The organism is Pontibacter russatus, assembly GCF_009931655.1.
GTDB lineage: Bacteria > Bacteroidota > Bacteroidia > Cytophagales > Hymenobacteraceae > Pontibacter > Pontibacter russatus.
In genome coordinates, this window is record NZ_CP047984.1 from 1,504,528 (window position 1) to 1,525,302 (window position 20,775).

General features: G+C 54.7%; 16 protein-coding genes. 4 read left to right on the forward strand and 12 right to left on the reverse strand.

Translation table 11 applies throughout. The annotated features are described in order from the left end of the window. Positions 1–141: 141 nt before the first annotated feature. Positions 142–1,569 (reverse strand): APC family permease, encoded by a 1,428-nt coding sequence (locus GSQ62_RS06070; RefSeq protein WP_161888681.1) that lies wholly within the window; start codon positions 1,567–1,569, stop codon positions 142–144. Positions 1,570–2,034: 465 nt separating this feature from the next. Between GSQ62_RS06070 and GSQ62_RS06075 the strand changes: the two genes are divergently transcribed. Further along, positions 2,035–2,979, forward strand: coding sequence for a TerC family protein (locus GSQ62_RS06075; RefSeq protein ID WP_161888682.1), 945 nt, complete (start codon positions 2,035–2,037; stop codon positions 2,977–2,979). Positions 2,980–3,126: 147 nt separating this feature from the next. Here GSQ62_RS06075 and GSQ62_RS06080 read toward each other — a convergent pair whose 3' ends face one another. The 9 genes from GSQ62_RS06080 to GSQ62_RS06120 form a co-directional block, all read right to left on the reverse strand. Then, entirely contained in the window at positions 3,127–4,860 is a 1,734-nt protein-coding gene (locus GSQ62_RS06080; RefSeq protein WP_161888683.1) for an amino acid permease, read from the reverse strand. 147 nt (positions 4,861–5,007) lie between these two features. Continuing rightward, entirely contained in the window at positions 5,008–6,945 is a 1,938-nt protein-coding gene (locus tag GSQ62_RS06085; protein WP_161888684.1) for a KUP/HAK/KT family potassium transporter, read from the reverse strand. 60 nt (positions 6,946–7,005) lie between these two features. Continuing rightward, the gene (locus GSQ62_RS06090) at positions 7,006–7,659 is read right to left on the reverse strand and encodes a DedA family protein (RefSeq protein ID WP_161888685.1); all 654 of its coding nucleotides are present in this window, start codon (positions 7,657–7,659) and stop codon (positions 7,006–7,008) included. A gap of 107 nt (positions 7,660–7,766) precedes the next feature. Then, the gene (locus GSQ62_RS06095) at positions 7,767–8,126 is read right to left on the reverse strand and encodes a hypothetical protein (protein ID WP_161888686.1); all 360 of its coding nucleotides are present in this window, start codon (positions 8,124–8,126) and stop codon (positions 7,767–7,769) included. 175 nt (positions 8,127–8,301) lie between these two features. Continuing rightward, positions 8,302–8,697, reverse strand: a complete 396-nt coding sequence (locus GSQ62_RS06100) for a DUF7793 family protein (protein WP_202621852.1) — start codon at positions 8,695–8,697, stop codon at positions 8,302–8,304. 96 nt (positions 8,698–8,793) lie between these two features. Continuing rightward, positions 8,794–9,087, reverse strand: a complete 294-nt coding sequence (locus GSQ62_RS06105; RefSeq protein WP_161888687.1) for a type II toxin-antitoxin system RelE/ParE family toxin — start codon at positions 9,085–9,087, stop codon at positions 8,794–8,796. Further along, positions 9,075–9,314 (reverse strand): hypothetical protein, encoded by a 240-nt coding sequence (locus GSQ62_RS06110; protein WP_161888688.1) that lies wholly within the window; start codon positions 9,312–9,314, stop codon positions 9,075–9,077. Before GSQ62_RS06110 ends, GSQ62_RS06105 begins: the two co-directional genes overlap by 13 nt. Before the next feature lie 53 nt (positions 9,315–9,367). Further along, the gene (locus tag GSQ62_RS06115; protein ID WP_161888689.1) at positions 9,368–9,913 is read right to left on the reverse strand and encodes a hypothetical protein; all 546 of its coding nucleotides are present in this window, start codon (positions 9,911–9,913) and stop codon (positions 9,368–9,370) included. Between the two features lie 489 nt (positions 9,914–10,402). After that, positions 10,403–11,407: a zinc-binding dehydrogenase gene (locus GSQ62_RS06120; protein WP_161888690.1), complete on the reverse strand. Its 1,005-nt coding sequence runs from the start codon at positions 11,405–11,407 to the stop codon at positions 10,403–10,405. Positions 11,408–11,548: 141 nt separating this feature from the next. Here GSQ62_RS06120 and GSQ62_RS06125 point away from each other — a divergent pair, with 141 nt between their 5' ends. Then, positions 11,549–12,049, forward strand: coding sequence for a GNAT family N-acetyltransferase (locus tag GSQ62_RS06125; protein ID WP_161888691.1), 501 nt, complete (start codon positions 11,549–11,551; stop codon positions 12,047–12,049). 62 nt (positions 12,050–12,111) lie between these two features. Here GSQ62_RS06125 and GSQ62_RS06130 read toward each other — a convergent pair whose 3' ends face one another. Further along, positions 12,112–13,305 carry a S8 family peptidase gene (locus GSQ62_RS06130; RefSeq protein WP_237587022.1) on the reverse strand — a complete coding sequence of 398 codons (1,194 nt, stop codon included), beginning with the start codon at positions 13,303–13,305 and terminating at the stop codon, positions 12,112–12,114. Positions 13,306–14,824: 1,519 nt separating this feature from the next. On the opposite strand from GSQ62_RS06130, the gene GSQ62_RS06135 reads away from it, so the two are divergent. Further along, positions 14,825–17,236 (forward strand): T9SS type A sorting domain-containing protein, encoded by a 2,412-nt coding sequence (locus tag GSQ62_RS06135; RefSeq protein ID WP_161888693.1) that lies wholly within the window; start codon positions 14,825–14,827, stop codon positions 17,234–17,236. A 555-nt stretch (positions 17,237–17,791) separates the two neighbouring features. Continuing rightward, a complete protein-coding gene (locus GSQ62_RS06140) occupies positions 17,792–18,568 on the forward strand; it encodes a peptidylprolyl isomerase (protein ID WP_237587023.1) in 777 nt (258 codons plus the stop codon). A 97-nt stretch (positions 18,569–18,665) separates the two neighbouring features. On the opposite strand, the gene GSQ62_RS06145 is transcribed toward GSQ62_RS06140, so the two are convergent. Further along, positions 18,666–20,762, reverse strand: a complete 2,097-nt coding sequence (locus GSQ62_RS06145; RefSeq protein ID WP_237587024.1) for a M13 family metallopeptidase — start codon at positions 20,760–20,762, stop codon at positions 18,666–18,668. Positions 20,763–20,775 lie beyond the last annotated feature (13 nt).

The window sequence follows — 20,775 nt, forward strand, 5'->3', positions numbered from 1 at the left end:
CATAAGCGCTGTAAAGAAGCACGCTATGCCCGGCTGCTGCGACGCTGTGGAGCCGGGCTCAGGAGACGGTGATGTGCTATATGGGCGTTATATATAGCTCCCCCGGCACAGGCAGGCGGCGGCCCTATATAAGCCTGAGCATTAGTCAGAAGCTTTGCCGTGCGGCGGAGCATCAGCCCCCCGCTTTTTCCTGCTGAACCACCAGTACATGGGTATCCCGGTCAGCATCAGCACCATGCCAATGGCTGCCTCCCGCGGGCGGACGAAGATGGTGTTGAAGAAGAGCGCGGCGCAGAACAGCACCATCACGGCCGGCACCACCGGGTAGCCCCACACCTTGTAGGGCCGGTGCGCGTCCGGCATCTTTGTCCGCAGCACAAACACCCCGAAAGTAGTGGCCCCGTAGAAGATGAACACCGCAAAAATCACCATGTCCGTCAGTTGGTCGAATGAGCCGGAGAGCACCAGCAGGCAGGCCCAGATGCACTGGTACAGGAGAGAGTGGGCAGGCGCCTGCGCCCGGTTCAGGTCGGCCGCCTTTGGGAAGAACAGGCCTTCGCGGGCCATCGCGAAGTAAGTGCGGCTGCTGGCCAGGATGGTGGCGTTGGTGCAGCCCAGCGTCGTAATCAGGATGAGCGCCGAGATAAACAAAGCCCCCCCATGCCCCCAGAAACTCCGCACAGCCTCCACGGCCGCAATCTGGACGCGGGCCTCGTGCACCGCCTCAAGCGCGGGGATGGGCAGCAGCGCCAGGTACGTCATGTTCACCAGCAGGTATATGGCCACCACCGCCAGCACACCGATGGTGATGCCGCGCGGGATGTTGCGGTGCGCGTCCTTTATCTCTCCGCCCAGGTAGCCGATGGCCGCCCAGCCCTGGTAGGCCCAGAACGCCGCCAGCATGGCCGCGAAAACAGCGCTGAAGGTGACGGGAGCGGCATCCGGGGTCGTGGCCATGTCAAAACTCCTCCCTATCTCGGCCTGGTTGCTCCCAAGCCCGAAAAACACGATGACAGCGATGCCCGCCAGCACCAGCAACAGGATGACGGTGCTCAGCCCCGCGCCGAACTTTATTCCTTTTGCATTCACCCACGTCAGCAGCACAATCAGCAGCATGGCCGCCAGTTTCACGCTGAGGCCCGTAAAGGGGAAGAAGACACCGGCTATGGAGAAATCGGAGAGGTTGCTCAGGAGGGGCGGCAGCGGCAGGATGCTGTTGAGCGACTGCGCAAAGACATAGGCCAGGGAGGAAATGGCGGCCGTCTGGATGACGGTGAACAGCGACCACCCAAAGATGAAAGCGAAGAAGCGGTTGTATATCCGCTTGTAATAGGCGTACTCCCCGCCCGTGTCGGCCAGCAGCCCGGCCACCTCGGCGTTGCTCAGGGCACCGAACAGGGTGATGATGCCCGCCAGCGCCCAGCAGAGCAGCACCCATCCCGGCGAATGCAGTTCTGCGGCCATGGGAGCCACTTTCTTATATACCCCCGACCCTAAAATGTTTCCTATAACAACCACAATGGCCAGGCGCAGGCCCAGCGAGCGGTTCAGTTGGCCGTTCTTGCCCATATCCCTCTGCGAATAGCTAAATCTTTTTGCCGAACTGGGGCAACCGCTTTGGCCCGAAACCATATATAAGGCCACGCCCGTGGAAAAGCCCGTCTGAAACCAAAGATAGGAATATAACGCATACCTGCTTCAAGCTCCGGCACAGAAGCCAGTGGTGAGGTGAGCCTTCAGCCAGTCGGGCACAACGCTCTCCCCGGCTTCCATGCCCTGCGGCATGCAGGTAAGTTACACAAAGGTAAGCTTCGGGCAAAACGAAAAATTCCGCCTCCGGTGCGCGCAACAAAATCCTATGGGGCGCAATTCCACGCTCCGGCGCCTTCTGAAGCGGATTTTCCATATAGGCTGGCAACCTGAGCGATGGACGATAGAAAGAAGCGAAATATGTAGAAGCCAAGAAGCGCCGAAGATGCCCGGACTTTCAGAATTTGTATTGCTATATTTGTGCCTCAAAGACAACCCATTTGTATGGATAGTATATATTTCTGGATCCTCTTCAACGCTTTCGTGCTCCTGATGCTGGGTCTCGACCTGTTCGTGTTCCACCGGAACGCGCACGAGGTAAAGATAAAGGAGGCCCTGCTCACCAGTTTGTTTTGGATCGCGCTGGCGCTGAGTTTCAACGTGATCATCTACTTTTGGCAGGGAGAGCAGCCCGCCATCGAGTTCCTCACGGGCTACCTCATCGAGAAGTCGCTGAGCGTGGACAACCTGTTCGTGTTCATCCTCATTTTCAACTACTTCAAGGTGCCCTCCAAGTACCAGCACAACCTGCTGTTCTGGGGCGTGCTGGGGGCGCTGGTGTTGCGTGCCATTTTCATATTGGTTGGTGTGGCGCTTATTGCCAAGTTCCACTTCCTCATCTACATCATGGGCGCCTTCCTGATATTTACGGGCATCAAAATGGCCTTTTCGCAGGACAATGACGTGGACCCGGAGCACAATCCGCTGGTAAAGTTCGCCAGCAGGCACCTGCGCATTACCAAAATGCCGGTTGGAGGCAAGTTCTTCGTGAAGCAGGAGGGCAAGCTATATGCCACGCCGCTGTTCCTGGTGCTCATCATGATAGAAAGCACTGACGTGGTGTTCGCCGCCGACTCCATCCCCGCCATCCTGGCTATCTCCAAAGACCCCTTCATCGTGTATACCTCCAACGTGTTTGCGCTGCTGGGACTGCGGGCGCTTTACTTTGCCCTGGCCGGCATCATGCAACTGTTCCATTACCTGCACTACGGCCTCTCGCTCATTCTGGCCTTTATCGGCGCAAAGCTGCTGCTCAGCGACATCTACCACATCGACATGCGCTACGCGCTGCTGGCGGTGGGCGGCATCCTGGCTATCTCTATTATAGCCTCGCTCCTCTTCCCGAAGAAAGACAACGACCTGCCGCCACCCCCGGATTTTGTGGCGTAAACGCGACACTGCAACAACTTCATCAACACGGCAGGAAAAAGCAGAGATTTATATATAAGCAGAGGGGCCAGCGCATTGCTGGCCCCTCTGCTTATATATGGCCCGAAACAAGCGGCAGGCTATAGTTGGCTTTGCCGTATATATAGCCTAAGGCTGCGGTTTGCCGAGCTTGCTGTTGCGGTAGCCGTAGGCGAAGTATATCACCAGCCCCAGCGCCAGCCATGCCAGAAACCGGCTCCAGTTCGTGATGCCCAGCTCCGACATCAGGTACAGGTTGGTGAGCAGGCCCAGCACCGGAATCAGCGACAGGCTGCGGGTAAAGGTGAGCACCACCATCACGGCGGCCACTGCCAGAAAGCCCAATAACGGCAGTTTGTGCCGGAACACCTCCCAGCCTCCCTCCGTGCTGAAGAAGGAAGAAACCCCGGCCCCGTTGTAGACGAGCAGCAGGCCCACGGCTATCAGCATAATGAGCGGCAAGGTGTATTTCCCGTTGATGTAGGGCACCCGGAAGCCCCTGTTCTCCACGGGCGCCCCCCGTTTCTGATCCAGCAGCAGGATGCCGCCGCACACCAGCACAAACGCAAACAGCGTCCCGATGCTGGTCAGGTCCGTTACTTCCGTCAGGTTCATGAAGAGCGCGGGCACCGCCACGACAACGCCGGTCACGATGGTGGCAAACCAGGGGGTTTTATACTTGGGGTGGATGCTGGAGAAGATGCCCGGCAGCAGTCCGTCGCGGCTCATGCTCATCCAGATGCGCGGCTGCCCGTACTGGAACACCAGCAGCACGCTGGCCATGGCGACTATGGCGCTCACAGCCACAATACCGGCTATCACATCCAGGTTTACCTGCGCGAAAACAAAGGCAAGCGGGTCGCCCACGGCCAGCTCGGTGTAGGGCACCATGCCCGTCAGCACCAGGGCCAGCACCACGTACAGCACCGTGCAGATGATGAGCGCTAAAATCATCGCCCGTGGCAGGTCGCGCTGGGGGTTCTCGCATTCTTCCGCGGTGGTGGAGATGGCATCAAACCCGATATAGGCGAAAAACACCGCCGACACGCCTTTCAGAATGCCGCTCACGCCATTCGGCGCAAAGGGTGTCCAGTTGTCCGTGTTCACGTAAAACGCGCCCACCGATATAACCAGCAGGATCACGAGCAGCTTCAGCAGCACCAGCAAATTGGCCGTGCGCTTCGACTCGCGGATGCCGATGTACACCAGGTACGTGATCAGCACCGTGATGCCGAGGGCGGGCAAGTCTGCCACCAGCTTAATGCCGCCCAACTCTGGTGCCTGCAGCCAGGCCATATAGGCCTGCTGCACATTAGAGGGCAGGGCGGCCAGCGCCTGGCCCTGCGCCAGTGCCTCCCGTGCGGCGGCATAGCCACGCGAAGCGCTCAGGAAATCCATGGTGAGGTATTCCGGTATGCCCAGCCCTACGCCCTGTAAAACGGCGGTAAAATAATCGGACCACGAGATGGCCACCGCGATGTTGCCGATGGCATACTCCATCAGCAAATCCCAGCCGATGATCCAGGCGATCAGCTCGCCGAACGAGGCGTAGGCGTAGGTATAGGCGCTCCCTGAGACCGGGATGGTGGAGGCGAACTGGGCGTAGCACAAGGCAGAGAAGCCGCAGGCGATGGCCGTGAACACGAAGAGCAGCGACACCGCCGGGCCGCCGGCCGCGCTGGCGTTGCCGATGGTGCTGAAGATACCGGCCCCGATGATGGCGGCTATACCGAACGACACCAGATCCTTCAGGCGGAGCGTGCGCACCAGATTGGTGCCCTGCACATGCCCGTCTCGCTCATAATCAGCCTGTAGCGCTGTGATGTTTTTGCGGCGTGTGAGGTTCTGCAGGGTTTTACTCATAGGTCGGCTTTTGAGGCGAAGGCTTTCTGGTGTTGCTGTTGGGGCGGCAAGGTATGAAAATTTCGCTTGCCATGCTGCGTGCCAGATTCATTAGGTTCAGCGGCGCCCTTCCGACCCGCACATAACAACCCGGATATAAGCGGGTTGTCAAACCGGGATGCGCTTCAGGTCAGGCAGCTTCACCGGGCTGATAAGCAGGGGCACTTTCTCCACCTTCACGGAGCTGGTGTCGAGCCCGAACCATTTGGTTTCGGAGGCGGCAAAGTCCTTCAGGTTAAAATACCACTGCATGATCACCCGCTTTTTAAAGGGGAGGTCGTTTTCAACGGAAAGGTACTTCTCCAGCACCACAAACCGGAAGTCGCCGATGAGCTGCTGCCTATTGAGCGAGGGATACCGGCTCGTGATGTCCACCTCTCCGTTTTCCACCAGTTCCTCCACCACTTTTCTGAAAAAAAGGTTGATGCGCTGCTCTACCCGAAAGCCCAGCCTGAAATCGATGCGAATCACGTCCCCCTCGGCTATATGGCGCACTTTGTACTCTGCCGTATGCGGGGCGTCGGTGGTCTCTACGTGTATAAACCAGTAGATGTCGGCACGCTTGGGCCGTTTCTGAAAGATAGAGTAAATTACTTTCGACTCCAGCTTCTTATGATCAGGCGCACTGGTCATAAAGACGAGGTGGGTCGTGTACTTCGGCACGCTCTCGTCGGCGCTCAGCTCCTGCAACGCAGGCAGGTAATGCTTCAGCCGCACGTACTCTGTCAGGCTGCGCTTGATGTAAAAGGCGCTTATCCAGATATACATGACGGACAGCAGCAGAAAGCCAATCAGAAGCGACACCCAGCCGCCGTGCGGGAACTTGCTCAGGTTAGCCACCAGAAAAGCGGCCTCGATGGCCAGGTATATGGCTCCAAACGCGGCGGCAAGCAAGCCGGATTTATACCGGGCGTACAGGTAATAGGCCATCAGCAAGGTGGTGGAGAACATGGCCATGGTAATAGCCAGTCCGTACGCCGCCTCCATATGCTCCGACTCCCTGAAATAAAGCACCACGCCCACACAGCCCAGCCACAGCAGCCAGTTAATGCTGGGTATATATAACTGGCCTTTGAGGTTGGTGGGATAAACCAGCCTCACGCGGGGCCACAGGTTCAGCCGGATGGCTTCGCTGATGAGCGTGAACGATCCGGATATCAGCGCCTGGCTGGCAATAATGGCGGCGATGGTGGCGATAGCGATACCGACCAGCAGGAACCAGCCCGGCATCAGCTGGTAGAAAGGGTTACCCGTCAGTTGCTGCCCTTCCTGCGTCATCAGCCAGGCCCCCTGCCCCAGGTAGTTCAGCAGGAGGCAGATCTTCACAAAAGCCCAGCTCACCCGGATGTTCGGGCGGCCGCAGTGGCCCAGGTCGGAATACAGGGCCTCGGCCCCGGTGGTACACAGGAAAACAGCGCCCAGCAGCCAGAAGCCATTTGGGTAGTTTGTGAGCAGCTGGTAGGCGTAGGATGGGTTTAGCGCTTGTATGACCTCCGGGTGCTGCACAACCGAGAGCCCGCCCAGCACGCCCAGCATCGTGAACCAGAGCAGCATCACGGGCCCAAAGGTCTTGCCGACAACCTCCGTCCCGAAGCTCTGCATGGTAAACAGCGCGGTGAGGATGGCCAGCACAATCGGAACCGTCGGGATATCGGGGTACAGGATGCGGAGCCCCTCGATAGCAGATGAGATGGATATGGGAGGCGTAATGATACCGTCTGCCAGCAGGGCCGCCCCACCCACCATGGCGGGCACGATAAGCCAGGCGGCCCGCCGCCGTATGAGGGTATAGAGCGAAAAGACGCCTCCCTCCCCGTTGTTGTCGGCCTGCAGGGTGAGCAGCACGTATTTAACGGTTGTCTGAAGCGTCAGCGTCCAGAAAACACAGGAGATACCACCATACACCAGGGTCTCGGATATCTGCGCATCCCCCACAATCGCCTTCATCACGTACAGCGGCGAGGTGCCAATGTCTCCGTAGATGATGCCCAGCGAAATCAACAAACCCGCTGTGGTGACAGCAGGCGACTTAGATGGAGAGTTCATATGCCAGTTATCAGGTTTTGTACGGTTAGAGGCTGTCTTTACGACAAGAGGCAGAAGGCGCTACACCTTCTGCCTGACGCGGATGCGCTGCTTCAGCAACGTGACGACGGGCGGTAGCAGCGATATGCCGATGATGCCCAGCACCAGCAGCGAGAAGTTCTTCCTGACTACCGGCAGGTTGCCGAACGTATACCCAATCAGGATAAAGAAAACCACCCACAGCACGGCCCCCACCACATTGAAGAGCAGGAACCTTTTGTAGTTCATGTTGCCCATGCCGGCCACGAAGGGGGCAAACGTGCGCACAATCGGGATAAAGCGGGCGTAGATGATGGTGCGACCGCCGTATCGCGCGTAAAACCGCTCCGCCTGCTGCAGGTGCGCCTGCCGCAGAAACCAGTAGTCTTTATCGTAAAGCCTGCCGCCGAGTTTGTTGCCTGTGTAGTAGTTGAAGGAATCTCCCAGCACCGCCGCCACGCACAGCAGCACTATCAGTAGCGCGACACTGAGCTCCGAAGACGGTATGGCCGCCAGCGCACCCAGGGCGAACAGCAGCGAGTCGCCGGGCAGGAAGGGCGTTACCACCAGCCCCGTCTCGCAGAAAATGATGATGAAGAGAATCAGGTATATCCAGGTCTTGTATTCCCGCAACAGTTCTACCAGGTGTAAGTCGATGTGAAGGATAAAATCAATCAGTTGCTGTATCAGCTCCATACTTGTGATCTGAAGAAAAAAGTTAACTAGAAGACAATGGCGCGCGTCCCGCCGCAGGTGAGCGGCCTGGCGGAAAGCGCGAAGACGAAAGCGGAAGAGCGAAGGATTTAGGGGCCCTTTGTGAGGATGGAGTGAAGGCCGCAGTCCATTTTGGAGAAAGCGTAGAAGGCAGGAACAGCGGGGGAACTGGCATGTGCGGTGTGAACCTGCCGGAGAAGGCTGGATGTGAGTTGCACCAGCGGGGCTCTTTCGAGTTGCAGCACTCCTTTCGCATCGCCGGCCGCCACCTCACCAGCCGTTACGGCAAAAGGTAATTCATCTTCTGCAGCAACCTGGGCAGCCGGAGCTCCAGACCCGGCAGGGGACGCATACGAAACAGCAGGCATCGAAAGTGTCAGGAAAGCGCACAGCACCAATGCCAGCACGACCGACAGCTTCTCAAAGAAAGAAGTACCTGTTGTTACCATTCGGCAAAGGAAGAGGGTGGCAGACACTAAAACAACAGTTGGCACTTAATTATTTTTGGCCGCCCCGCCACGTTTATATATTACATTTATATATAAAAAGCCGCAGAATATGTGCCATTTACAGCAGATACCTGCGCCTATGCCCGCCTGATCCTGCTGCCTGCTGCGCCCCGCTCTAAACGAATTGGCGCAGCCACTCCTTTGCGGCTTTGTCGTCCGTGAAGGTTTTCATCGGGATTGGCGGCGGCTTGAGGGAAAACAGTATGTTCATGATAAACTTTGAAAGTCCCGGCTTGGAGACCATCGCCATCGCAGAGTAAATAAGGGGCAGCTGCTCTGTCGAGAACTTCCGCGTCTCCTTGTCCGGAACCGGTGAGTCAGCCAGGTAAATCAGCAACGGAGCTCTTTTGTTGTTGGTAATCTGCTTCACCAAGGCCACATTCCCTGCGATGTTTGCCACCGTCCGCTTCGGGCTCTTGGAAAGCGACACCAGGATACCTCCGTCAAACCAGTAGGTCGCGATTTCCCCCTCAAACGTTTGCCCGTCTGTCGGCGCTGTTATTTGATTCATAGTCAAGTTTTCTGGGACACCGGCTGACGGATTGGTATAGCAGATGGCGAGGCGTAGCAAGGGTTAAGGCTGAAAAGGGTTGGCACCTGTAATTTTTTAGCTTGTCTTATTCTGTGGATTTTGCCTGTTATCGAACAAGGCAAGTATGTAGATAGTTTCTTCTTTCTGCTTATAAAGGATGGTGGTGTGTTTGTGCAGCAGAAAACCTCTAATGACTTTTTCAGGGCTTTCTAATGTTCCTATTTGAGGGTATTTAACAAGTAGCTCTAAAAACTTAAATACTCTGTGGGTAAATGTCTGCGCTGCTTTTTCTCCAAATTGTTCCTGCAAATAGCTCTGTAAATCAGCTAATTGCTTGCTTGCCCGTTTGTTCCAGACTATCTGAGCCATTTAGAATTCCTTCTTTTCATCTCCTCCTGAGCTATCCAGGCAGGTTCGTTACCGATTTCGCTCTCACTTGCTAAAACTTCCTGCTTCTGCGCTTCTGTCAAGCCAGTCCAAAGGCTTCCTGCCTTGTAATCTCTTCTACTGGAAAGAATCATGAAGATATCTTCTAATAATTTTTCATCATTAGTTGTATCAATCAGTTTATGCAAATCCTCCTTTATAGCTGCCATGTCAAAACTTTTTGAAAATATACAGATGATTTCATTTTTATCTTTTATAATATTTATACGTTGTGCTTTCGTTTTTTTATCCTTTGCACAATTTCATACCCAAGGTACTGTTTTAACATAAGAAATCTTTTTCTATAATACTCATTCCAATAACTTATCATCCTACTTGCCGTCTTCTGCCAGTAGTTCGGATTTTCCAGAATGAATTCTTGATATAGATCTATGTTTTGCTCATTTACATGTCTGTCAATCCCTTCTAATAACTCATAGACATATTCTCCCAGTAACTGTGTGGTGAATGGTATAACCCAATACTCGCTTGTCGGTATTAAACCCTGAAGTCTTCTTTCCCTTATGTACCCGTTATAGTGACGAAGGTAGATACAGTTTAGAATTGCTTTTTGCTTGTCAGATAATGTTTCTTCCTTTTCTAAATCAGGCTCATTGAAGTAGAGTCTATAGGTTATTACCAGACTCTCATCCCTTAAGTTTATATAGAGTTCACTTGGATGGATTAGATTAGCCATTAAATGAACTTGGCCATCTTTCAATTTTACTTTGTTGTCGTGAAAGGGTAAAACCTCTAAAACAGCTGACACATCCGCTTACAGTTCAGTCGGAAAAGCTTTTAGAATTCTCGCTCTATATTCAGAGAAAATATCTTTCATTTAACATTTTTGAATTTTATTTAATTTAAATGCTGCCCAACGTGTGGATATGCATGAACCTACGGATATCTGCACTATGTACTAAGGTAGACTGGTCGGATGCTCAGTCTGTTTGCTTCACAATCAAAATCACAAACACCTCCATTTTCAATTGTATATGGTTTCACTAATATAACGTACTTTTACAGTTTATCAAGCGGGCTCACAACTTCATATAGCGCAGAGTTGGTTATATAGTGCTCATTTCCGTTATTTTGCTGTTGCAGTGTCAATTGTTCCTTTTTCTTTTTCATCCATCCCACGGGCAGGTCGCGACCTGTTCCTACCAGCCTGTCCCGAAGTCTCGGTGAGGTCATGCACCGGGCGCTGGATAGTAGAAGGCCGGGAGGCTCACGCTGGCAGTTTCCGCTAACCCGCCGCCTACTCTCCGCCCGCCCGCAGCACGATCTTGCCGAACTGTCTGCCAGCCTCCATGTAGCGCATGGCCTGCTCCGTCTGCTCCAGCGGAAACACCATATCCACCACGGGCTGCAACTGTTTCTCGTTCACGAGCCGCAGCATTCCGGCAAAATCTTCGGCAGTGCCCATGGTGCTTCCATATATGGTCAGCTGCTTCCAGAAAATCTCGGCGGGATTTATATGGCCGATCATGCCGGTGGTGCCGCCATATATGCCGATGCGCCCGCCGGGCTTCGCCAGCTTCACCAGCTGCACAAAGCCCTCCCCGGCGGCGCTGTCGATGACCACGTCGAATCCTCCTGTGTGTGCTTTCAGCTCTTTGCTCCAGCCGTCCCTGCGGTAGTTTACGCCGCCTGCCGCCCCCAGCGCGCGGGCCTTCTCCAGCTTCTCATCAGCCCCCGACGTTACCCACACCTCGGCACCCGACGCCACGGCAAACTGCACGGCAAACAGCGCCACGCCGCCCCCGGCGCCTGTCACCAGCACCTTCTCCGCAGGCTGCAGCTGGCATTTGGTGAACAGGGCGCGGTAGGCAGTGAGCCCGGCGAGCGGCAGCGCGGCGGCCTGCTCAAAGCTCAGGTGAGGTGGCCGGGGGTGCAGGTTCTGCGCTGGCACCTTCACATATGCTGCAAACGAGCCGGGTTGCGGCATGCCCAGAATTTTATAGTCGGCGGAGTGCGCGCGCGGGTTGCTGCCCCAACCAGTGCCGGGGTCCACGATCACCTCCTGCCCCACCCATGCGGGGTCCACTCCGGCGCCTGCCTCGGAAACCACCCCCGCACAGTCGGAGCCCAGGATGGCAGGATATTCCTTCAGGAAGTAGCGGCCATGCTGTATCCAGACGTCGCGGCGGTTGAGGGCGGCCGCTTTCACCTGCACCACGGCCTCGCCGGGCCCGGCCACAGGCCTTTCGGTGTCGATAAGGGCCAAAGGTTTGCCGATCCCCTCCAGGTATACTGCTTTCATATATCTTATCCTCTCTTGGTAAAAGGTGACTGAAAGGTAGAAGTACGGCAAGCGCGTGGAAAAGGGACATGGCATTGGCATTTCACTTTCCGGATGATAACTTGCGGCCCACGCTTCACCTTATTACAGCTTGATGTATATATGAGCCCCAACTACCATATACGCCCGGCAACTGCCCAAGACTTGCCCGCTATCCTGTACCTTGCGGAAGCCACCTGGGCTCCTACTTACCACAGCATCCTCAGCCGGGAGCAGGTAGCCTACATGTTCGGGGAAATATACGCGGAGGAGGCACTGGCCCGGCAGATGCAGGAGGGGCAGACGTTTCTGCTGCTGCTCGAGGACAACCGCCCGATAGGCTTTGCCGCCTACTCCGCGAAAAGCGAGACAGAAGCCATATATAAACTGAACAAGCTGTACCTGCTGCCGGAGTGCCAGGGGAAGGGCTATGGAAAAGCACTGCTTTCGGCCGTGGAAGCGGCGGCAAAGCACCGGGGCGCCCGCCTGCTCGACCTGAACGTGAACCGCCACAACAAAGCAAAGCAGTTTTACGAGCGCTGCGGCTACCGCGTGCATGCGCAGGAAGACATCCCCATCGGCCCCTTCTGGATGAACGACTACGTGATGCGGAAGCCCCTTTAGCCCTATATAAAAGGGGCAGCCGGTTGGCTGCCCCTTTTATATACTTATGTTAAACGTTAAATTTAGTTGTGCGCGATGGGGTCTGCTTTTCCGTCCGGGTCACCTGCCACGTAGCCATCGGTGTTTATGTTACCGAGCAGCAGCAGTCCGGCCACGTGGGGCGAGGCCATGGAGGTGCCGCTGATGGTGTTATAGGCACCGCCCTTCCAGGTCGATTTAATGTTCACGCCCGGTGCGCAGAAGTCCACAGGCGGGTTGCCGTAGTTCGAGAAATACGCGAACGCATCTTTGCTGTCCATCGCAGACACCGTATATACGTTGGAGTGATTCACATGGGCCGGTGAGGAGTTGTTGGCATCGGTGCTCTCGTTGCCGGCGGCCAGCGCAAACTTAATGCCTTTGCCGGCAGCAGCCAAAACCGCCTCGTCCAGCGCCTTGGATACAGGCCCGCCCAGGCTCATGTTGGCCACGTCACCCGATTTACCGTTGGCGGCCACGTAGTCCACACCGGCGATTACGCCGGAGTAGGCGCCGCTACCGCGCGCGTCCAGCACCTTCACGGCCACCACCGTCGCACCGTAGGCCACACCTACCACCCCTACACCATTATCTTTTTTAGCGGCTATGGTGCCCGCCACATGCGAGCCGTGTCCGTTAAGGTCCTCTGCCGACTCAGCGTCTCTGCCGTTGGTGAACATAGTCACGCTGCGGCTTGCATCCACATTCAGGTCCGGGTGGTCCAGGTTGATGCCTGTGTCGATGACCCAGGCCGTTTTGCCCGCACCGCTTGCATAGCCCACGCGGTTAATGCCATAGGGCACTTCCTCCGGGCCGCTGCCGCCCCCACCAGTGCCCGGCTTGCCGAGCGTCACCATGCGGTCGGGCTCAATATAGGCCACGCGCGGATCTCTGCGCAACGCCGCAGCCCCGCTTTCCGACATACGCACGGCCATTCCAGCCACCGCCTGCCCATAGGTCTGCTCTATCTTAAAGTCACTCACGCTGTTCTCGGCAAGAATCTGCCTGCCTGCCTCGCGCACCATGCCTACCCGCTGCGCATACGTGGCGCTGGCGCCCAGGCGCAGGTTCTCGTCTTTTTTAAATACAACTATATACTGCCCGCTGATAATCGAGCCGTTCTGGCTGTCGGCCTGCGCCACGGCCGCAGGCTCCACCGCATCTGTTGCCTCGTTGTCGCAGGCCGAGAAGGTGCAGGCGGCGGCAGACACGGCAATACCGAACATAAGAGGGCGCATTACGCCTCTAAAGTGTAAACTGTTTTTCATACTTGTTAAATGGGGGTTAGAAAAGTAAAAAATAAAATTGAGTAAAATGACGTCTTACCTAAAGTACCGGCTTTTGTTTTTAAATCCAACTTTCTTTCTCCTTTTATTAGGAGGTAAGCGGCACACTTTTAGAGGTACTGGCCGCTGACATTCCCTATAGCGTTATCGGATAGACTCTGTTCGTTTAAATTTTCGCTTTATACATACCCCATTCTTGCAAGGATGGAAGAAAACTTAGCGCAGTGGCGAAAACGCGGCAACTTGGCATACAGGCAGTGTTGGCGAGGCGCAAAACAGCGATAACCTGCAACGAGAACTTATGCCATAAACCCGAAGCGAGCTTCCTGAAACGCACAAGCCCCTGTTATATCCTGACGCCCGAGCCATCCACACCATCGCCCCGAACGATATGGGATTGCCTTCAGAGGGAGCCAATATGGAACTTGCGTAACAGCAGACATAATATGAGCGAGTTCTTACTTTAATTCCCTGCCGCCTTCTCCCGGAAGAGGGTTAAGGTGCAGCCCTGCACTTTAACCCTTTCCTCGCTTCAGAGGCATAATGCTCTCCACCTGAGTTTTGTGAGCACATCTGCCAAACTGTTATAAAATATTGATTGGATTAAATATATTTATATCCATTTATTATTAAAATACAAAATTACTTTCATTTTAGCTTTAAGCTAAGGATGGTGCAGCGGTGGTTTATATATAAAAATCAGTCGGATAATCTTCTGAAGTATAAAATCCATTAAGCCGATTAACGGATTTTTATATATTAAACAATATATATTGTACTTTTCTAAAAACACTTTCTGTAGGTTATTACTAAAATTTACTTTTTAGAAGAATTTGCAACTCTGAATATGGGCTTAAATCATGTTTCTAAAATAGACCATATACATAAATAGGAATAGTTAAACACACTACACCATAAGCGCTAAGCAGTGATAATAATACAATCTACATGTTGTTACTTCCTTTACCCCCCCTCTGCACGAACTGCTATCATTTAGATCTTTATTCTTTTGATTACACGCTTAAACCTACTAATACCCGCTTTATAAGGATACTTTATATAGTTACAAGGTATTCCTCACCCATCTACAGAAGCAGATTCCTCCGGCTTTAATAATTCTCAAATGTGCAATTCACCAATAATCCAAATATGATAATATTAAAACAGGTTACATAAATTTTCAAAGAACTTTGCAAAGCGTGTTTGCAGTCATGTTTTTTTGTATACTTTTGATGCGAAAGAAATTTAAATCATTTAACAATTGAACGTTTATGAGATATCAACTTTTAGCCAAGGGTATTTCTTTAGCCGTCTTTCAGCATCTGGGGGGCAGCGGCCACAGTATTGAGGAAGCTTGTCAGAGTGATAGGCCCTATGGAAGTTGCAACCCCAGCGACATAATAATAATTACGCACCAATAGTGCAATTTTTGAAAATCATCAAATAGTATAAAAAAAATAAAATACCTGATATGAAAAGAATTTTACTTTTTGTTATGGCTTCCCTTGCCTTCACTACACTTTCCCTGGCGCAGGTAGCCCCCAATTTTGATATTTATGCTTTTCCATCGCGCTTTGATGAAAAGTCGGAGGCGTACTTTGATGCCAATGGATTTACTGCAAAAGGTATTGAGATAATGACGGAAGGAACCATTGTTTCCTCTACTGACCACTCAGACATCGACCCGGAGAGCATAAAGCGCTGGCTGGACAAGTTCTTCCCCGGATCTAGCAGCACAGGCAAAGTGGTGCTAGACTGGGAGAGCGGCCCTTACACGGACCTGAGAATCTATCCCAAAACTGACAGTCGCTTCAAAGCCGCTGAAGCCAAGATGGTTGAGCTGGTAACGCTGGTAAAAAAAATCAGGCCGAATGTTCAGGTTACCCTTTACAGTATTCCTTTCCGCACCTGGAACGTTTGGCAGAAGGAAAACTATAATACCTCTGGCAAGTTTGACTACCTGATCTCCAAGCTTGATTTCATCTCGCCCTCTCTGTATATCTTATATACTGACGAAGAGGTAGGACGGGAGCGGAACCTGCAGTACCTGCGCGACAACCTGGAACCGGCCCTGGAATACGGCAAGAAGTACAACAAGCCCGTGATTCCGTTTGTATGGCACAGGGTGCATTTCAACAGTCCGCTGTATGGGAAGCAGATTATGCGGAAAGAGACGCTGGCCAGCTACATCAAGTACGTGAAAAACTACTCTTACAACTCTTATAAGTCTGCGGGCATAACATGGTGGGATGGTGTAGGCGGCCGACTGGATAACCTTGCCGGAATGGATGGGCATTTAAACGGCACTGTGTATGATGCGGCAACCTATGACGCCATGATTGTTAATTTCGCGCAGCATGTAAAGCAAGTGCTCAACGATGATGTTGCTACTGCGCCCGCACCTGCACCTGCTCCCGCTCCTGTACCTGAGCCTGAAGCTCAGAAGGTGGTAAGCTACACGCTTTACAACGCCGACACCAAGCAGGAAATCACAACGCTGGCAGAAGGCGCCGTGCTGGACCTGTCTGCCCTGCCGACCAAGAACCTGAACATCCGCGCCACTACAAGCCCCGCCACCGTGGGAAGCGTGGTGTTCTCGCTGGGCGGCGCACAGAGCAAGTCCGTGACAGAGTCTATGCCCGCCTATGACCTGATGGGCGACCAAGGCGCCTGGGTGCCCGCGGAAGGAAGCTACACGCTGAAAGCCACGCCTTACACGGCCTCCAAAGGAGCCGGAACCGCCGGAGCGGCCCTGAGCATCAGCTTCAAAGTGGTCGCCGCTGCGCCCGCACCCGCACCTGCTCCTGCACCTGAGCCTGAAGCTCAGAAGGTGGTAAGCTACACGCTTTACAACGCCGACACCAAGCAGGAAATCACAACGCTGGCAGAAGGCGCCGTGCTGGACCTGTCTGCCCTGCCGACCAAGAACCTGAACATCCGCGCCACTACAAGCCCCGCCACCGTGGGAAGCGTGGTGTTCTCGCTGGGCGGCGCACAGAGCAAGTCCGTGACAGAGTCTATGCCCGCCTATGACCTGATGGGCGACCAAGGCGCCTGGGTGCCCGCGGAAGGAAGCTACACGCTGAAAGCCACGCCTTACACGGCCTCCAAAGGAGCCGGAACCGCCGGAGCGGCCCTGAGCATCAGCTTCAAAGTGGTCGCCGCTGCGCCCGCACCCGCACCTGCTCCTGCTCCTGCACCTGCTCCTGCACCTGAGCCTGCTCCTGCGGAAATCACACTGACGCTGGTAAACGCAAGCAATGAAAGTGACATCATGGTCTTGACCGACGGCGCTACCTTAGACCTTTCCAAGCTGCCTACCAAGAGCCTGAACGTGCGTGCCAACACGGTTTCCTCTTCTGTGGAAAGTGTAGTGTTGCAGCTGTCCGGCACACAGAGCATGAAGCGCATCGAGTCTGGAGCCCCTTACACGCTGAGAGGAGATGAGAATGGAGACTACTACGGCTGGACGCCGGCAAGCGGCAGCTACACGCTGAAAGTCATCTCCTACTCCGGAAACAAAGCCACCGGCACTGTGCTGAACACCGTGTCAGTGTCCTTCAAGGTGGTGACTGGCCTGAGCACCTCGTCTTCAAGCAGCTTATCCGCAAGGTCGGAGGTGGCCCCACTCGCAGATGGCCTGTCAGCTTACCCGAACCCTGCCTCTGCCATGCTGAACGTGGAATTCGGCGACACGGGAGAGGGCGCGGCGAAAATCAACCTGCTGGACTTCAACGGAAACGTCGTGCTGACACAGGAGGAGCGGACTTCCGCCAGTGGCTTTAAAACGGCGCTTGATGTAAGCAGCCTGAAAAGCGGCCTCTACATCCTGGAAGTAGTGACTCCCAAGAGCCGCACCTCGCAGCGTATCATTGTAGAATAAAAGCCTTACACTGTGTTTGCAGCGCCCTGTGCTGCAGATGTTACTCCCGCCTGATGACAAAGGGGCTGGCCATTCGGTCAGCCCCTTTGTCATCAGGCGGGAGTATATATGAGTCACATACCGGCCTGATATATATATAGCGGAGAGCCTTCCAATTAATACAAGGGCCATCGTGCGTATATAGATATCGCTACAGTATACTTTCTGCCACCCGCCGGAAAAGACAGACACCCGCGTTTCGAAGAGTTTTTCTGTACAATCGCCTGTTTCTCGTAGCTCCTTTTATTTATCAACAGGCACAAGAAAACAGGTTTGCGGCAGGAGCAACATTTCCTGTTAAAACGTACCACACCGCTGGTCTCATAAGCCTTGTACAAGGCAAATTAAAAAACCGTTGCACACCCAGAGAACCAATACATAAGAACTGGCCTCCACCCGGATTGCTTGTCAGCAAATAGTACGGTTATATATAGCCAAACCCATCTTCTCCCTCCTTCTCCTGTGCGTTTGGCCCGTATATTTGTATCTTTAGGAATCAAGCAAAGCCGACACCCCATGCCAAACATGTTTATCTCCTCTTCTGCTTTAAGGCCTTTCCTGCTGCTAGCCTGTCTTTTCGCCGCAGTTTCCTGTAACCAGTCCTCCGATGGCGACGCGGCCGCAACGGACACGACCGCCACAGCCGAAGTACCGGAGCAGAAGCTGGTGCCGCTCACCAAAGAGACTGCAGTGGACACGCTCACAGCCTTTGGAAAGAAACACCAGGACAGCCTGGCCGTTATCGGCACCCGCCACGGCGAGATTAAAGTGCGGCTCTACAAAGACACGCCGCTGCACCGCGCCAACTTTGTGCGCCTGACCAAGGCAGGCTTTTATGACCAGGGCGAGTTTTACAGGGTGATCAAGGGCTTTGCCATTCAGGGCGGCGACTCCGACGAGCGGAAAATGAGCCAGGGCCCTTACAAAATCCCCAAGGAGATTACCCCGAGGCACATCCACAAGCGCGGCGTACTGGCCATGGCCCGCTACGGCGACGATGAGAATCCGGAGAAAGCATCCTCCTCCCACAACTTTTATATCGTGACGGGGCACCCAATCACGGAAGAGGAACTGCGGGCTTTTGAGGAGCGGCACGGCATCAAGTACACACCGGAGCAGGTACAGACATATCTGGAAATAGGCGGAGAACCCGGCCTCGACACAGAATATACGGTGTTCGGCGAGGTGGTGGAAGGAATGGACGTGGTGGAGAAGATTGAGCAGGAGCCTGTAGACGCATCGGACTGGCCAAGGCGCGTGGTGAAGCACACGGTTAAAATTGTGGAGGAGTAAACGACTATATATAAAGAAGGAGAAGGCGCTGCAGGTAATATGCAGCGCCTTCTCCTTCTTTATATATAGTCGTCCGGTTTAGATATGCCTGTTCAGGCTACCAGATTTTGATGCGGTTCTCGTCGCTACGGACCATCGGGTCTCCGGGATCGCAGCCGAAGGCTTCGTAGAACTGCGGCATGTTCGCCACCGGGCCGTTGGTGCGGAAGCGGCCCGGCGAGTGCGGATCGGTCAGTATCTGCTGGTTCTGGGCCTCGTCGCGCATGTTCACACGCCATATCTGGGCCCAGGCCAGAAAAAAGCGCTGCTCCGGCGTGAGGCCTGCTATCTTGCCGGGGTTATTTTTCTCCAGCGCTTTCTGCAGGGCGGTATAGGCAATGTTCAGCCCGCCAATGTCCGCGATGTTCTCCCCCAGGGTGAGTTTCCCGTTCACGTGCAGGTTGTCGAGCACGGTGTACTCATTGTACTGGCTGGCAACAGCGTCGGCGCGGGTGGTAAACTGCCCCAGGTCTGCCTCTGTCCACCAGTCTTTCAGGTTGCCCTCGAAGTCGTACTTGGCGCCCTGGTCGTCAAAGCCGTGCGTGAGCTCGTGGCCGATTACCGCACCCATGCCCCCGTAGTTCACGGCATCGTCGGCCAGCGGGTCGAAGAACGGCGGCTGCAGGATACCGGCCGGAAACACAATCTCGTTCATGCTCGGGTTATAATAGGCGTTTACGGTTGGCGGCGACATAAACCACTCCTCGCGGTCCACGGGCTGCCCGATCTTGCCGATGTTGTCGCGGAAAGCGAACTGGCTGGCGCGCATCACGTTGGCGGCATACGAGTCGCGGCTGATGTCCAGTCCCCCATAATCCTCCCACTTGTCCGGGTAACCGATCTTCACGGCGAAGGCACTTAGTTTCTGCAGGGCACGGGCCTTTGTCTCCTCGCTCATCCAGTCCAGGTCGCGCACGTGCTCCCTGAAAGCTTCCTGCAGGTTGTTCACCATCTCAAGGGCCTTTTGCTTTGCCTCCGGCGAGAAGGTTTCCTGCACATACAGCTGGCCAAGCGCCTCGCCCAGGGCGCTGTCGGTGGTCCGCAGCACGCGCTTCCAGCGGGGCTGCATCTCTTTTGTGCCGCTCAGCACTTTGCCGTAAAAGTCGAAATTCTCCTGCACAAACTCCTCGCTCAGGTACGGGGCCATGGTGCGGACGAGGTGCCATTGGGTATATGTTTTCCAGTCCTGCAGCGGCACGCGCTGCAACATGGTGTTCAGCTCCTTAAAAAAGGCTGGCTGGCCCACAATGATCTCTTTGGCGGCCTGCGCCCCCATACCCGTCAACAGCTGGCTCACTTTCAGGTTAGGATTCTGTTTTGCGAATTCCTGAACCGTCATCTTGTTGTAGTTGGCGTAAGGGTCGCGCAGGTCCACGCGGGCCTTGGAAGCCTTCGCCAGCCTGGTCTCGATGTCCATCACGGTCTGCGCCTTCTCCTTAGAGGTGGCAGCATCATCGCCCATCAGTTGGAACATGTGCTGCAGGTGCTCTATATAGGCGGTGCGGATGGTCTTGGAGCGGTCATCGTCTTTCAGGTAATAGTCGCGGTCCGGCAGGCTCAAGCCCCCCTGCCCCGCCAACAGCGCATACTGCGTGCTGATTTTATCGTCCTGCGACACATATATACTGAAGAAGCCGCTGACGCCTTTGCTTTTCAGGTCAGCCATCGTCTGTATCAGCTTGTCCGTAGTGTTCACGGCAGCCACTTTGGCCAGCTCGGGTTTTATAGGCGCGATACCTGCTTTGTTTGCCGCCACCGAGTCCATGCCCGCTGCGTAGAAGTCGCCGACCAGCTGAGTGGCGGAGCCTTCGGGGGCCGTGGCGTTAGAGGCGGCCTCGCGCAGAATATCGCGCAGCACCGCGTTGTTCCGCTCCGCCAGCTCGTTAAAAGAGCCCCAGCGGCTCTCCGAAGCCGGAATGGGGTTATTTTTCACCCACCCGCCGTTGGCATACTGATAGAAATCAACACAAGGGTCTGCGGTGGTGTCCATGTTGGCCAGGTCCAGGCCGCGGCCCATGTCCGTCTCAGGGGCATCGGCCGTAGTCGTTTCGGCTGTCGTGCCGGTGTTGTCGGAGGTGGAGGTAGAGGAACTGCAGCTTCCCAGGAGCAGCGCCACAAGCACTGCCGGAAAAGCTGATAGAGCTGTTCTTTTCATAAAGTCGGATCTT

Excerpts from the sequence above, each read along its gene's own strand:
- GSQ62_RS06095 (WP_161888686.1), bottom strand. The coding sequence starts at position 8,126 with ATGGTAACAACAGGTACTTCTTTCTTTGAGAAGCTGTCGGTCGTGCTG.
- GSQ62_RS06110 (WP_161888688.1), bottom strand. The coding sequence starts at position 9,314 with ATGGCAGCTATAAAGGAGGATTTGCATAAACTGATTGATACAACTAAT.
- GSQ62_RS06070 (WP_161888681.1), bottom strand. The coding sequence starts at position 1,569 with ATGGGCAAGAACGGCCAACTGAACCGCTCGCTGGGCCTGCGCCTGGCC.
- GSQ62_RS06145 (WP_237587024.1), bottom strand. The coding sequence starts at position 20,762 with ATGAAAAGAACAGCTCTATCAGCTTTTCCGGCAGTGCTTGTGGCGCTG.
- GSQ62_RS06135 (WP_161888693.1), top strand. The coding sequence starts at position 14,825 with ATGAAAAGAATTTTACTTTTTGTTATGGCTTCCCTTGCCTTCACTACA.
- GSQ62_RS06085 (WP_161888684.1), bottom strand. The coding sequence starts at position 6,945 with ATGAACTCTCCATCTAAGTCGCCTGCTGTCACCACAGCGGGTTTGTTG.
- GSQ62_RS06105 (WP_161888687.1), bottom strand. The coding sequence starts at position 9,087 with ATGGCTCAGATAGTCTGGAACAAACGGGCAAGCAAGCAATTAGCTGAT.
- GSQ62_RS06130 (WP_237587022.1), bottom strand. The coding sequence starts at position 13,305 with ATGCGCCCTCTTATGTTCGGTATTGCCGTGTCTGCCGCCGCCTGCACC.
- GSQ62_RS06080 (WP_161888683.1), bottom strand. The coding sequence starts at position 4,860 with ATGAGTAAAACCCTGCAGAACCTCACACGCCGCAAAAACATCACAGCG.
- GSQ62_RS06100 (WP_202621852.1), bottom strand. The coding sequence starts at position 8,697 with ATGAATCAAATAACAGCGCCGACAGACGGGCAAACGTTTGAGGGGGAA.
- GSQ62_RS06140 (WP_237587023.1), top strand. The coding sequence starts at position 17,792 with ATGCCAAACATGTTTATCTCCTCTTCTGCTTTAAGGCCTTTCCTGCTG.
- GSQ62_RS06090 (WP_161888685.1), bottom strand. The coding sequence starts at position 7,659 with ATGGAGCTGATACAGCAACTGATTGATTTTATCCTTCACATCGACTTA.
- GSQ62_RS06075 (WP_161888682.1), top strand. The coding sequence starts at position 2,035 with ATGGATAGTATATATTTCTGGATCCTCTTCAACGCTTTCGTGCTCCTG.
- GSQ62_RS06125 (WP_161888691.1), top strand. The coding sequence starts at position 11,549 with ATGAGCCCCAACTACCATATACGCCCGGCAACTGCCCAAGACTTGCCC.
- GSQ62_RS06120 (WP_161888690.1), bottom strand. The coding sequence starts at position 11,407 with ATGAAAGCAGTATACCTGGAGGGGATCGGCAAACCTTTGGCCCTTATC.